The organism is Streptomyces sp. DT224, assembly GCF_049844595.1.
Classification (GTDB): domain Bacteria; phylum Actinomycetota; class Actinomycetes; order Streptomycetales; family Streptomycetaceae; genus Streptomyces.
The window spans coordinates 22,933-36,285 of sequence record NZ_JBNCLI010000012.1 but is presented as its reverse complement, the minus strand read 5'-3'; the positions used below and the strand labels follow the sequence as shown (position 1 = coordinate 36,285).

Annotated in this window: 11 protein-coding genes and 1 pseudogene; 5 read left to right on the top strand and 7 right to left on the bottom strand. The window is 69.0% G+C overall.

Annotated elements, in window-relative coordinates:
• Nucleotides 1–54 precede the first annotated feature (54 nt).
• The 4 genes and pseudogenes from ACLQ2N_RS28135 to ACLQ2N_RS28120 all read left to right on the top strand — a co-directional run bounded on the left by ACLQ2N_RS28135 (nt 55) and on the right by ACLQ2N_RS28120 (nt 5,950).
• Complete coding sequence (locus tag ACLQ2N_RS28135) at nt 55–1,251, top strand: MFS transporter (protein ID WP_425817689.1); 1,197 nt, start codon at nt 55–57, stop codon at nt 1,249–1,251.
• Between the two features lie 1,152 nt (nt 1,252–2,403).
• Nucleotides 2,404–2,643: pseudogene (locus ACLQ2N_RS28130) on the top strand (HNH endonuclease); the annotation flags it as partial.
• A 45-nt stretch (nt 2,644–2,688) separates the two neighbouring features.
• A complete protein-coding gene (locus ACLQ2N_RS28125) occupies nt 2,689–3,153 on the top strand; it encodes a hypothetical protein (RefSeq protein WP_425817711.1) in 465 nt (154 codons plus the stop codon).
• A gap of 418 nt (nt 3,154–3,571) precedes the next feature.
• The gene (locus ACLQ2N_RS28120; protein WP_425817200.1) at nt 3,572–5,950 is read left to right on the top strand and encodes a hypothetical protein; all 2,379 of its coding nucleotides are present in this window, start codon (nt 3,572–3,574) and stop codon (nt 5,948–5,950) included.
• Between the two features lie 171 nt (nt 5,951–6,121).
• Here the strand turns inward: ACLQ2N_RS28120 and ACLQ2N_RS28115 are convergent, their stop codons facing one another.
• The 5 genes from ACLQ2N_RS28115 to ACLQ2N_RS28095 all read right to left on the bottom strand — a co-directional run bounded on the left by ACLQ2N_RS28115 (nt 6,122) and on the right by ACLQ2N_RS28095 (nt 9,792).
• Nucleotides 6,122–6,796: a GNAT family N-acetyltransferase gene (locus tag ACLQ2N_RS28115; protein ID WP_425817198.1), complete on the bottom strand. Its 675-nt coding sequence runs from the start codon at nt 6,794–6,796 to the stop codon at nt 6,122–6,124.
• 20 nt (nt 6,797–6,816) lie between these two features.
• On the bottom strand, nt 6,817–7,185 hold the full coding sequence (locus tag ACLQ2N_RS28110) for a VOC family protein (RefSeq protein WP_425817196.1): 369 nt from the start codon (nt 7,183–7,185) through the stop codon (nt 6,817–6,819).
• Nucleotides 7,186–7,201: 16 nt separating this feature from the next.
• Nucleotides 7,202–8,071 (bottom strand): hypothetical protein, encoded by an 870-nt coding sequence (locus ACLQ2N_RS28105; RefSeq protein ID WP_425817194.1) that lies wholly within the window; start codon nt 8,069–8,071, stop codon nt 7,202–7,204.
• On the bottom strand, nt 8,068–9,564 hold the full coding sequence (locus tag ACLQ2N_RS28100; RefSeq protein ID WP_425817192.1) for an MBL fold metallo-hydrolase: 1,497 nt from the start codon (nt 9,562–9,564) through the stop codon (nt 8,068–8,070). Before ACLQ2N_RS28100 ends, ACLQ2N_RS28105 begins: the two co-directional genes overlap by 4 nt.
• A gap of 99 nt (nt 9,565–9,663) precedes the next feature.
• On the bottom strand, nt 9,664–9,792 hold the full coding sequence (locus ACLQ2N_RS28095; protein WP_393767853.1) for a hypothetical protein: 129 nt from the start codon (nt 9,790–9,792) through the stop codon (nt 9,664–9,666).
• Nucleotides 9,793–9,955: 163 nt separating this feature from the next.
• Here ACLQ2N_RS28095 and ACLQ2N_RS28090 point away from each other — a divergent pair, with 163 nt between their 5' ends.
• Nucleotides 9,956–11,266 carry a hypothetical protein gene (locus ACLQ2N_RS28090; RefSeq protein ID WP_425817190.1) on the top strand — a complete coding sequence of 437 codons (1,311 nt, stop codon included), beginning with the start codon at nt 9,956–9,958 and terminating at the stop codon, nt 11,264–11,266.
• 203 nt (nt 11,267–11,469) lie between these two features.
• Here the strand turns inward: ACLQ2N_RS28090 and ACLQ2N_RS28085 are convergent, their stop codons facing one another.
• Nucleotides 11,470–12,498 carry a SpaA isopeptide-forming pilin-related protein gene (locus ACLQ2N_RS28085; protein ID WP_425817188.1) on the bottom strand — a complete coding sequence of 343 codons (1,029 nt, stop codon included), beginning with the start codon at nt 12,496–12,498 and terminating at the stop codon, nt 11,470–11,472.
• 37 nt (nt 12,499–12,535) lie between these two features.
• Nucleotides 12,536–13,345 (bottom strand): DUF317 domain-containing protein, encoded by an 810-nt coding sequence (locus ACLQ2N_RS28080; RefSeq protein ID WP_425817186.1) that lies wholly within the window; start codon nt 13,343–13,345, stop codon nt 12,536–12,538.
• Between the last annotated feature and the right edge of the window lie 8 nt (nt 13,346–13,353).

Genomic DNA, 13,353 nt, shown 5'->3' with positions numbered 1-13,353 from the left:
CCGACCTCAGTACCCGAGGCGGCGGGGGGGCGGCGGGCCCGCCCCCGCGCCGCCCTGCCCGCCCTCTGCGCCACGCAGATCGCGAGCTGGGGCATCGTCTACTACGCCTTCCCCGTCCTCAACCCCCAGATCACCCAGGCGACCGGCTGGCCGGCCGGGGCGACCACCGCAGCGTTCTCCCTCGCACTCGTCGTCTCCGCCCTCGCCGGAATCCGCGTCGGCCGCATTCTCGACCGGAGCGGCCCCCGCACCGTCATGACCGCAGGGTCTGTGCTCGGCGTCATCAGCCTGCTGATCGTGGCTGCGGCCCCGAACCTCCCGCTCTTCATCACCGGTTGGATGCTCGCCGGGCTCGCGATGGCCGCCACCTTCTACCAGCCCGCGTTCGCCGCCCTCACCCGCTGGTGGGCCCCCGACCACGTCCGCGCCCTGACCGTCGTCACCCTCGCCGGTGGCCTCGCCTCCACCGTCTTCGCACCCCTGACCGCAGCCCTCGCCGAGCACCTGTCCTGGCGCCACACCTACCTCGTGCTCGCCGGCATCCTCGCCGCCGTCACCATCCCCGCCCACGCCCTGGCCCTACGCGCACCCTGGCCCGACGCCCCAACCAGCCCGGCACACGCGGCCGCAGGCGCCGCCAAGGTCGGGCGCAGCCGACCGTTCCTCCTGCTCGCCGCCGCCTTCACCCTGTCCAGCTTCGCGATGTACGCCGTCGTCGTCGCCCTCGTCCCGCTCCTCCTGGAACGCGGGTACACCACCAGCCAGGCCGCCTGGGCCCTCGGAATCGGCGGCGCCGGACAGACCTTCGGCCGCACCCTGTACGCCACCCTCGCCCGCCGCACCAGCGCTACGACCCGCACCACGATCCTGATCGCGCTCGGTGCACTGACCACCGCCGCCTTCGCCGCCGTCCCCGGCCCGTACGCCCTGTTCATCGCCCTATCGGTCGCAGCTGGCATGGTCCGCGGCAACCTCACTCTCCTCCAGGCCACCGCCATCACCGACCGCTGGGGCACCACCCACTACGGCCGACTCTCCGGACTCCTCGCCGCACCCGCCCAAACAGCAGCAGCGCTCTCACCGTTCGCCGGCGCCGCCTTGGCCGTGCCCCTCGGCGGCTATGGCCCCCTCTTCTTCCTCCTGGCCGGCCCTCCACTCGTTGCCGCACTGGTCACGCCATGGACCAAGCCTGCCGACCGCTCGAAGCCGTACGCCTTCGCAGCGACTCGTTTGACTGACAAGGACGACTAGATTCGATGTCAAAGGACAACTACTCTCCCCGCAACCACTAAAGGATCTTGAACCCCGTGGCCGGATCGAGCCGCCAATGGCCACTCTCTGGCCGATCGGCCACGGATCTGAGACCGAAACCGACACAGTGGCCGACGCGCGGGCCGGCGACCGGCATCGGCCGCAGGCAGCGGAGTGGGAACCCCGGCAGCAGAGCACTGCGGCGGACCGTTCCGCTGACCGTGCAAGGTGGGGCGCCGCAATCTAGGCCAGGACGAGAAGGTCACCGGCCCGGGGCTCGCGCAGTGTCTTGGCTGCCCGGTGCCGAGACCGCTACCTCGGCGGAGTCCAGTCGGCGGCGCAAGTGGTCCAGATGCGGCGGCGGGCAGGACCGTCGAGTGCCACCATCATTGCTTAATTCTCTGAGTTGGGGTAGTGAGCGGGGAGCAGGGTCACCCCCGCACACGCGGGGAGCACACTCAACGACCTGCCTAGATTCGGAACGGCAAGAAGCGCGGACCATCCCCGCGCGTGCGGGGAGCGCGCTACAGTGCTTGGGGTGACGACACATATAACTTGACGCATGCCTAGGCATTGAATGGGAGGCGTCGAGTTCATAGTTAGTCGCCAGCGAAAGAGCGGGGCCACGCCGGGCATGGCGTGACCCCGCTAGGACGGACGGGTTCGAGAGACCCGGCCAAGTGACCGCGTATGCGGTCAGTGAAGGGTGAGCAGGGGCCAGTTATAGGCCAAGGCGCCTCCTCCAGTCGTTGACCAGGTCGCCAATAACTCGACCAGCCGCCGCTGACAGGATGGTGATCCAGACCTTTGCTGGTCCCTTGCTCTTGTCGCGAGACTCCCCGTCGTTCATGTGTGCCTCCAATGCACCATTGGGAGTGGTATGACCACGAACTCATGTGCTGGTGCTTGGAGTTGCACGCGTCGGACGGAACCGACATCGCAGAGACGACGATATGCCGTGCGGTGGAGCCAGAGAGCCGCCTTCCCGAGAAGTCACTAATTGCGCCCCTCCTCCCGTATGTAGCCATAAGGCCCATTGGGTTGCGCGCTCAGTGCGCCACAACGCGCCCACGGCGCGCAATGGAGGATCAAGATCTTCCTCCGCGCCGGAAATCTTCACAATCGGATGAGAGGCGTCCGCTTTTGTAGCGGATGCCAGTACCTCCCTTTACGATCCTCGCGATTGACCAGAAGGGGTGCGTGGTGGATGTGATCCGTCGTGGAGAGCGGGGTAAGCAGAAGACCTGGCAATGGATCATGGTCCTTACGGCGCAGCGAGGACTGTGTACCTACTGTGGCCGGTCGGCTGCTACAACGATCGACCACGAGGAGCCCATCGCCAACAGGGGAGCGGACATCTGGTGGAATTTCGTTCCGGCTTGCGAAGACTGCAATCGCTGGAAGAGGGGCCGTTGTGCCAGGCGCTGGGTAGCGGACATGGACCTGCACCACAGGTATCCGAAGGCAGGGTTTGCAACGCGGGCTATGCGGCCCGCGGTCTACGCTGGCATCACCAGGCGCGTGGAGCGTGTACAGCGGGAGATAGCGGACATGGATCGCCGCGAGTGGTTCCGCCTCCACTACGGCGGTGAGCGCCATCGGAACAAACCCGAGCTGTATGAGGTCCTAGCGCGCTGCAAGGCAGAGTTGCGGGGGTACCCGCACTACCCCTGGCGCACCCCGAAGCTCGGCACGTCACGGAACGTATGTACCCGCTTGATGTGCTGCGGCTACCAACACCCGAAGGCTGAGCACATGGTGGCCTTCCTGGAGCACGAGGAGCGCGACGCCTTCCGACGAGCCGTCTTCAACGAACGAGCCCATGAGGGGGACGTTCTGGGCCGGCTCATCAGGGAGTACCTCCTTGGCAAAGAGTCCGAGGGCGACGATGACACGGCATAGTCCTGCCGGATAGCGGGACCAAACCCGACGTTCCGCCACTGTCCTCTGTCAACACAGGTCAGACTGGGGCCGCGGCGGCACCTCGTCTCCCCCGGAGCCGCGGCAAAATTCGAACGGCTGAAGAAGCCAGACCGCGGAAATGGCCGCGCTCGTGAGACAGGAGCGCCGGCATCGCCGTGAGACAAAGCGACAACCACCAGATCGAAGCCTCGCCGTTGGCCACGGGCGGCGCGGCCCTACAGCCGCGGCCCCAGAATTCGCGGCCCTATGACACCGTCTTGGCCGCACGTCATACCTGCCGGGGGTGCTGCAGTCGCTGAGACCGTGGCCCAAGCATCAGGTGGGCCACTCCGGGAACCGCTCTCGGCGGCGGCACCGTCATTCCGCCCCCGGCCACTGCCATGGGAGGCTTGGCGCCGTGGATTCGAGGAGATATCTGGGGCAGGCAGGCATGGAGGCAGCCGTCCTCCCCTCCCGGGCGGCCTACCTGATCGCGAGCGGCAGCGCGGCCGGGTTCCGTACGGCTGTGACGCAGGCCAGCAGCCGGTGGGGCGGCATGACCGAGCCCATCGTCGAAGCCCTGGACTCCAGCCTGTCGCCGCTGCACGAGCAGACCGTCCGCTTCGCCAAGGTCGAAGCGCTCGTCAACATCGACGCCAATCCCCTGGCCGCCGAGGAGATCGCGCAGGTCCTAGGGCTGCCCGTAGTCGCCCTCGCGGACATGGGGGAGAGCGGTGTGGTGTTCACCTGTTCCCCAGACGGAGTCAGGGAGTTCACGGACCCCGCGTACGCGCCGATCGCAGCAAGCCCGAGCGGGCCGCTATGGCAGTTGGCGGTGGCCGGCTGCGTCGAGCCGGACCTTCCCGAACACGCAAGGGTGAGCGAGCGGGAGGACGAGTTCGGCCGCTATCAACTCCAGGGTGACACTCGGATCCAGAGCACGGTCGCGCAATTCGGCGAGTACCAGAGCACCACCCCGGGGCACACCTCAATGTTCCTGTGGGTCGTCGAGGACGAGGGCTTCGCCGACAGCCTCGACTTCTGGAACACCCGGGCGCTGCGACCGGTGGACACGATCGACATGCCGATGCTGCTGCTGCCGGGTGCCGACGCGGTCAAGCACTGGCTCGGATTCCCCGAGCAGGTAGCCCGTCTCCTCGGGTCTCGCCCCGGCCAGTTCGCTCCCGACGTAGCGCTCGTCAGCCGCTCGGCGTCGGCCGACCAGCTGCTGGAACTCGCTTCCGTGCTCGGCCTGGAGCCCACCGAGGAGGAGCCGCGGGCCGGAGCTCGCATCCCCGAGCCCCCGGCCCGGACCGCCCCGTTCACCTTCCGGACGGACCTGGACCCCACGGCCTTGGTGACCTTCGAACGCCACTACGGCGTGCCAACGTCCTTCGACGTCCAGGTCTTCGCCGACGGGCCGAGCACCCTGCGCTTCGCGCAGCCGGTCCGGTTCAACGGGCACGCCGGAGCCCTCGTGAGGTTCTGGGGCGAGCCCCTGCTCGGATTGCCGGACCGCCCGTCCATCGCCCGGCTCGTCCACCCCGATGCCCAGTGGCGGGACGGCAAGCTGCAGTTTACGGTCATGCCGATGAGCCCTCAGCTCACCATTCCCATGACGTTCCCCCTGCTGCCGCAGGCCACGGAGCGGCTTCTGGACGATGTCGCCACCGAACACCAGTTGTCCTCAGCAGGACGGCTGGGAACGGCCTTGGCCGAGAACGCCGACAGCTCCGTGCTTCTCGAACCCGGTGTCTACGAGGCTGCCATCGCCCTGACCACGCCTCGGTCCAAGGAATTGTTGAAGCGGCTGAAGGAGCTTCGCGCGGACGGCGATCCGGACGCCGACCTCGCCGAGTTGGCCGCAACGTGGGGAGGCCGGTCCGAGCGCCGCTACCTGCCCGCCGACAAGCTGCCGAACGTCAGGGCAGAAGACCAGGCGGCGGCGCTGGAACGGCTGTGCGCTCTGGGCTGGGCCGAGCGCGGGCTGGAGAGCATGTGCCCCTCGTGCAACAGCCGGTCCTTCGTTCCGCTCGACCAGACCACCGGTACCCCGCAGTGCCCCGGATGCGGCGCCGTTTCCGCATACCACTCCGGCGGCGCGGCGACCGCCGTGCACTACCGGCTCGACAGCTTCACCGACCGAGCCAGCGACAACGGCCTGTTGCCGCATCTGCTCGCTATCGCCGAGCTCTGCCGGCGCAAGCCCCGTTCGCACTTCCTCCCTGGCACCGACGTCACCTTCGCGAACGGCGCCCAGGAGGAGGTGGACATATTCGGTGTCTGGGACGGGAAGGTGCTTTCCGGGGAAGTGAAGACCTCCGCCTCGGAGTTCACCGAGGGCCAGCTCCGGCGCGACGTCGCCCTGAGCCGGCGGCTCGGAGCGGACGTGCACCTGCTGGCCTCGGTTGCCCCAGTCACCGAGGACGTCCGGAATACCGCGCGGGAACTGTGCGCCGCTGCCGGGCTGGAGCTGGAGATCCTGGACCAAGCCGACCTTCGCCCGCCGGCACACAAGCCCGTCCCCGCGACTGCGGCCGACGGCCTCGGCTGGCTGCGTACTGCCACGGCCGACCTGGCCGCGCTGATCGAGAAGGACAAGCCCGTCAGCCACGGCCAGGTGGCACGGACCCTGAAGACCGCGTCCGGCGGAGCCGCCCCGGTCCCCGGACACATCGAGGCTCTTTCCTGGGCGCTGACCGAGCACCGCGACGACGCCGCGGACCTGCTACACCGTCTTCTCCGGGTCCTCGACACTGCGGTCCATGAGCACCGCGCCGCCAGCCCCAACGCGTAGAGGCAGCTACCGGCCTACGCCTTTGCGCCCCGCTGTTCCGGTTCACCGGGTGAGCACCCGGGTCACGCCGAGAATCGTGTCGAGTTAATAGCCGACCAGCTGGGACAGAAGGATTGGCTCCGGCTGTCGAACCCGTTCCGCTGTACGGAGCCATGAGCAGGGTTCGGCTTGCTAAACGTGCAGGACGACGTCCACGGGCGGGACCGCCGCGCGGATGCCGAACATGTGGCGGCATTCGTTGATCCCGCCGACCTGGGTGGTCTGCTGGACCCGGTGATCCCAGTCAGTGGCGGTGATGGCGGCGTCGTGGGCCTCGACGAGTCGGCCTTCGACGCTGAGGCGGCGGATTCCGTTGGGGGTGTAGCCGAGCTTTTCGGAGACACGGCGGGAGGCGGCGTTGTCGGCGAAGGCGGAGGAAGTCACGCGCTCTGCGTCGAGGTGGCGGAAGGCGAGGTGGAGGGCGGCAGCGCGCATCTGGGTGCCGAGCCCGCGGCCCTGGTAGCGGCGGCCGAGCCAGAAGCCGGTACGGGCCTCGCGGGTGATGCGGAAGTCGCGGGCGGAGAGGTTCTGCTGACCGATCGGCGTGCCCTCGTGGAAGACGGCAAGCAGGAGGCGCCAGTTGTCCTCGCTCCAGTCGCCGCGTGCCCACCAGTGGTTCTGTACGACGTTGCGTGCCGTCTCCTCGGGCGTGCCCGAGGCCCAGGGCTGCGGGAATGACACGGCGCCGCGCAGGAGGACGCCGTCGGCCGCGACCTGGGCGAGTTCGTCGAGCTGCTTGTCGTCGGGGACGCGCAGGATCAGGTCAGGGGTCGTGATGGTGAGCTGGGTGAGTGGCCAGTGGCGCATGGGTGTCCTCCATGGGGTGATCAGAATCCGTCGAGTCCGATCACGTTGCCGAATGGATCTTGCAACTGTGCGATGCGGCGGCCAGTGCCGTCACCGACGTCGAGGGGCCCGCGGTGGTGGGTGCACCCGGCGTCGAGAAGGCGCTGGCGTGCGGCGTCGACGTCGTCGACCGACCAGTACGGGACGGGGCTGCCGCCGCGCTTGTTGCGCTTTTCGTCGAGCGGGTGGAACCCGAACTCGATGCCCGCGATGTCGAGCCAGGCGTACACGTCGCCGTTGTTCTCGTTGACGTCGCGGTGGACTTCGGCGTCGAGGACCTTGGCCCACCAGCTGGCTGCCGTGTCCGGGTCGGCGGTGAAGATCATGATGGCGCGGATGCCGTTGAACACGTGTTTCTCCAGGTGGCTATTGATCGACGCCGTGAAGGGAGATGAGCCCGGTGGCGTCGGCGAACGCGTGCAGCGCGCCAACGAGGCCGGCGTCGCTCCATTGGGCGCCGAGACGGTTGGTGTGACGACGGTACGTGTGGCGGATCCACTGCGGAGACAACGCGCGGCCCTCGCTCTGGCCGAGGTGGGCGAGGGTGACCAGGTCGGGGATGCCGGTCAGGTCGGGGCGCAGGGTTTCCGCGTCGATGAGGGCGAGACGGCCGTCGGGGCGGCGCCGGGTGTGGTCGGCCTTGAGGTCGAGGTGGCCGAGCGGCACATGCTCGTCGCCGTGGGCTTCTGCGGTGAGCTGTAGGAGCCGCCGCCACGAGGCTGGCTCGCGGAGCCACGCGGGGGTGGCCGCGTGGGTCGAGGTGTCCAGCCGCCAGCGGCTCATGGCCTCGGCGGTGGCCGGGCTCCAGCGGGCCGGGGCGGTGTGGATCGTGGCGACCGTGGCGATCAGTTCGTCGAAGCCATCCTCGCTGGTGATGTCCGCGCCTTCGTCCAGGAAGTCGACGACCAGGGTGAGGGCGGCGTCGCACGTGCTGTGCAGGTCCGGCAGCACCGCTTCGTCGTGGAGAAGTTGATAGGCGAGGACTTCGCCGAGGTAGGCGGCCTCGTCGCCGTGGCGCTTGAGGAGCTGGCGGGGCGGGGCACCGAGGGCGAAGGCAGCGGTGCGGTAGCGGGCGGTCAGGCAGCGCACCGGGCCCGGGGCGGCCGGATGGTGACGGTGGACCAGCGATCGGGCCTGGGCCTCGGCATGTGCAGGGACGGTGGTGAGCGGGGTGGCGAGCCACCCGTCGGGCCGCACACGGGCGGCGCCGGCGAGTGGCCCGGCCATGGTGGTCATGCCGTCGCCGCCTGGGTGTAGCCGAGCGCGGTGAGGCTGTGCTCGTAGCAGCGTGCCGCCAGGTCGGGGCGCTGGTGCTCGCCGAGCGCCGCGAAGAGAGCGTAGACCGGGGAGTCGAGGGGTTCGCCAATGTGCCAGCCCTGGTACGAGCCGCCGACGACGTCCCAGATCTGCGCGCGCCCCTCGAAGACCGCGATCAGGTCCTGGTAGTAGATCTCGATGCCGAACGGGAAGATGGCCATGGCCTCCTCGCGGCCGGTGGACTCCACCAGCTCGAAGGCCGGACCAGTGATGTTCCACGCGTACGACTCGATACTCCCCGTTCCGCCGGGCGGGTCCAGGAGCCGCAGGACGGCTCGCCGGGAGCCGACCGGGCCGCGGAGGTAATCGTGGATGCCGGAGGCGAGCGCTCCGGTGCGGGTGGCGACGAAGTCGCGGGCCAGGCGTGGCAGTTCCTCGGCGAGCAGGGCCCGTGCGGCTTCCCAGGTTCCCTCCGGCAGGGCCGGGGTGATCGGGGTGGGCTCCACGTCCTTCGGTTCCGAGAGGAAGGCGCGCTGCGTGGCCAGGGCGCTTACCTCGGCCTTGGCGTCGATGCGGACCCACTCGGCGCCCGAGCTGGAGAGGGTGCCGCCGTCGTAGGGGACGGTGAGCCGCTCGCCGGGCCGGGGCCCGTGCACGCGGAACAAGTGCTGCAGCGTGTTGGCCGTGGCCGCGAGGGCGGCATGGTCGGCGTAGAGGAACGGGCCGTGCGGGCTGCGCGGGGCGGTGAAGCCGTTACCGCACAGGGCGACGTCGCGCACGCCGTCGAGCGGCTTGAGGTAGTCGATCAGCAGGCCGTTGAGGATCTCGATGCCGGTCTTGCGGTTGCGCGGGCCGTCCATGCCGGGCAGCAGGTTGTTGTCCGCGCCGAGCGCGCCGTACGGCACGGTCTGGGCGTTGTTGGACACGATCGCCAGCCGCGGCGGCTTCAGTACGCCGTCGGCGAGCTGCTCGATGTAGAGATCGGAGACATCGGCGTCCACACCGATGAACACGTCCGCGTCGGTGGTGCCCGCTCGGCGCACGAGCGGCTGGGCGACGCGCTGTTCCCAGAACAGTGTGCGGGCGCCGGCCGGGTAGAGAGTGATCTCGATGTCGCCGACAGTCAGCGGCGTGGCGTGATCGAGGCGGCGCACGGCGAAGCCGAGGACCTCGATGGCATCGACGACGCCCTGCGGGGTGGTCATGCCGGTGTAGACCGGGACGGTCTTCGCCAGCAGGTCGAGCGAGGGCAGGTGGAAGTGGTCCAGGTGCTCGTGGCTGAGAATCACCGCGTCCGGCACCGGCATCTTCGCGGTGTCGACGGTTCGCGGCGGCCATATCGGGAACTCAAGGTCTCCGGCCCCGAAGGCATCGGCAAGGATCGGGTCCAGCAGTACCGTTGAGAGGCCATCGGTGATGTGCCACGTCTGGTGGCCCAGGAACGTCAGCTCCAGTCCGGCGGGAGCGGCCATGGTGCTTCTCCTCTGCATGATCGTGAACGACGGGCGGGGAGCAGCCCGGGGGCGATTACGGCGCCCCCGGGCCGCGGTCTACTCACCAGCAGCGGCGCGTCACCGGTGGTACGTGGTCGGCGCGTGGCTGGTGGCACCGGTCGCGGCGAACGCCTTCACCCGGCGCTGCAGCACCTGCACCGCCTCGGCGGTCACCTTCGGCGCCTCGGCCTTCTTCGACTGGCTCATCGCATACCTCCTCTCACAGTCGAGCCCCACGCGGTGGATGGCGGGGATCTTCTTGGAGTACAGCTCAACCGTTCGACTGGAGACAGGACTTGGCTGTAGTCCCGGTGTAGTCCCGCCCTACGGGCAGTACGCTTCCGGTCACGCAGGATGATGGGATTGCCCCGTGGACGACTTGATCCGTCACCCCCTCGCCCATGCCCGTATCGAACGTGGTTGGACCGGGCCCGACCTCGCACGCGAGATCCGGCGCGCCGCGCTGCGCAGAGGGTTCCGCTCCGGCGTGGAGAGACAACGGATCTGGAAATGGGAGAACGGCCGGGCGATCCCCGACAACGACTCCCAGCTGCTCCTCGCCGACGTTTTCGAGATCGCCCCGCGCACCGTTGCGGCCCTGGGCTGGCCTCACTGGTTGCCGGGCCGGGACAGCTCCATACCCCTGGGCCCGCACAGCACCGTTCCTGCTCTTCGAGAGGCCCTGCGTTCTTCCATGGACCGCCGCACGTTCCTGACGTACAGCTCTGCCGCACTGGTCGGTTTCGCCCATCAGTGGGCGGCCACCGATCCGACGGCCATCGCCAGCGCTCTGGACGGGCAGGCCGTTGACGCCGAACTCGTCGATCTGCTCGAAGCCACCGGCCAGAAGCTCACCACCCTCGTCACCGAGCAACGTCAGCACACCCGTACGCTCCTGGACGCCCATCTGACGACCGTCACCGACCTGATAGAGGACGGCAACTACACCGAGCCCGTCGGCAGCCGGCTCCATACACTCGCCGCACGGTTGTCGCAGACGGTCGGCTGGCACCGCTTCGACCAGGGCAAGCACGCCGCCGCCGGCCGCTTCTGGCACGGCGCTCTGCACAGTGCCCACGCCTCCGGCGACCGTGATCTCGGCGCGGGCATCATGTCAGACCTCGCCTATCAGGCGACCTGGCTGAAGGACCCGAAGACGGCAGCGGAAATCCTCAGGAGTGCCATTGCCCGCACCGAGCATCCGACCGCCCGCTCTCTGCTTCATCTGCGACTCGCCCGTGCCCAGGCCGCCCTCGGCGAAGGACACGCCTGCCGGCGCTCCCTGGAGGGAGCCGAGCGAGAACTCTCCCGGACCGCCGGTGAGGCGCCCGCCTGGTGCTCGTGGATGTCACACGCCGACTTACTGGTCGACTCCGGACAGTGCCTGCTCGACCTTGGCCAGCCCGAGCGCGCCCACCAGCTCATCGGAGAAGGAATGGCCCTCCTGCCCAGCGCCCGCGACAAGACCCGGGCCGTCTTCCTCACGTACGAAGCGGGCAGCTATCTCAAGGCAGGCGAGGCCGACCAAGCCGCAGCCGCCGCAGCCGAGTCCCTCACCCTCGCCAACAAGATCGGCGCTCCGCGCTGTGTCGCCCTCGTTCGCGAACTCGCGCCCGGCTTCAACAAGTACGCCGGGGCCGACGGCGTGAACGATCTCCTGGAGAGAGTGCGGACGAGCTGATCCGCGGGGGCATGATGCTTCAGTCGTAGAGCGGCTTCCAGCCACCACCAGCACGGTCAGCAGGCCACTGCGGACCGTCGGGGGATTTTCCGAGTACTTGGACGGCCCTTTTTCCGACCAGGAGGGCAGAGTCGATTCGACCGCGCACCAGCAGGCCCCCAGGAAGTGTCCTGGGGGCCTGCTGGTGCGCGGTCGCTCTTCGGTTAGCTGTTCTTGCCGTCGCTCTCCGACCCGGACCCGCCGACCGTACGTCGACGGGCAACGACCAGCGCCGCCGCGCCTGCGGTGACGAGGAGGCCGGCACCGGTGGCGATCCACGGGGTCGCGTCGGCACCGGTGTGGGCGAGTGAGCCCGTCGGCGCCTTCGGCTTGGGGGCATCGACCGGGATCTCCGCCGCCGTCGTCGTCGCATCGGCTGCCGGTGTACTGGTGCTCGGCGCGGAGGGCACGGTGCCGTCGGCCCCGCTACTCGGCTTGCCCGGTGTGGACGGGGTGGGGGCGGGCCTATGCGTCGGCTTGTCCGAGGGGCTGGGTTTCGGAACGGTGGCGGTCTTAGCGTTGGTGACGGTCACGGTCACCGGGGAGCCGGGGCCCGCGGTGAACGTCTTGATCGGCTTGTGCAGGTCGTAGCCGGCGGGGGCCATGATCTGCTTGGCCCAGTACCGCGTCGCCCGGCTGGACACCGGAAGTTCGCCGGAGGCTGTGCCCTTGGAGCCGGTGGTCAGAGTGAGCAGCGTGGCAGTGCCGGTGCCGATGTTCACGGTCGCGCCGGGCAGGAGCTTGCCGGTCTTGTCGTCCTTGACCTGCAAGTGGACCTTGGCGGTCTTGAACGGGCTGGTGACGGTCAGCCGCGTGGTCGCTCCCGGGGTGACGATGACGTCCTGGTCGGCGACGAGGTCGTGGAGCGGACTGCCGGAGGACGTTGCCTTGAGCCGGTAGATGCCGGGGACGAGGTCAGGGAAGGTCACCGTCCCCTGTACGTCGGTCGTCCCTCGTCCGGCCTCCAGGCCGCTGGCGTCGAGCAGCAAAAATTCCGCGCCGGCCAGGACGTCTCCGGCGGTGTCCTTCGTCGTGATCTCGACGCTGCCCGCGTCCGGGGCCGGGGTCTCGGCGGGGGCGGCGGAGGCCCAGGGGGTCGGTTCGGACGGCTGGGCACTCGCGGCGGGCGCCCAGCCGAGGGCACCAGCCACCGAAATGGCTACAGCGGCGGGTCGTACAAGACGTACGTGCACGGGGGGACAGAACTCCTTAACGGTTTGGTTGGGGGTGTCACTGCGTCCGGCGGGGGGCCGGTCCTGTCGGCGGTGGGGCCGCGGGCGGGCGCGCTGGGGGCTCGTGGGCCGTCGCTGTGGCCGTGTTGAGGCGGTGCCGGAAGTCGAGCGATACGTCCTTGAGGGTGCGGTGCAGCGGTTCGGTGGAGATCAGGGAGGTGGTGAAGGTCGCGACGAGCGTGGCGGGGGTACGGCGCGCGAAGCGTGCCTTCCACTGCGGCGTGCCCCAGTCACCCGCCCAGGCCGTCCAGGCCGGGTCATCTGGTCCGCGGAATGTGCCGGGAGCGAAGCGATGCCGAACTGCAGCGAGGCCGTCCGGCGAACGGAAGGTCTGCGTGCCCTGCACGTTCGCTTCGTGGCTCCAGCCGCCGGCGAACAGGGGCGCGTACGCCGTGTGCGGGGCCGTTTCATCGTTGAACAAATAGGACCGGTCGCTGCTTCGGTCCCAGAGGTAACGGTCGCGCAGCTCTGCGTGGACGTCGTGCAGGAGTTCGGCGGGGGTGGTGACGTCGAAGACGATCTCCCATGACGTGGGGCCGAAGGGAATGCGACTCGCGCCGATGGTCCACGTTCCCTGACCTCTCGTGTCGGGGTCGAGGACGAGCCTGGTCCACACCCGGGCGCACGGGCTGCTGGAGAACGTCATCCCTTCGTCGGCCGGGTGAAGATTCCATCCGCTCTCGAAGGGGAACGGCCAGACCTCAAGAAGGTCCTTGTCCCCCGGTCCGGCGAGGTGGCGAGGCAGGACCTTCACCCTCTGGTCGGGACCGAAGGTGCTGAAGGGGTCGAGGGGCGGGTCGGGCAGCATGGGGGGCT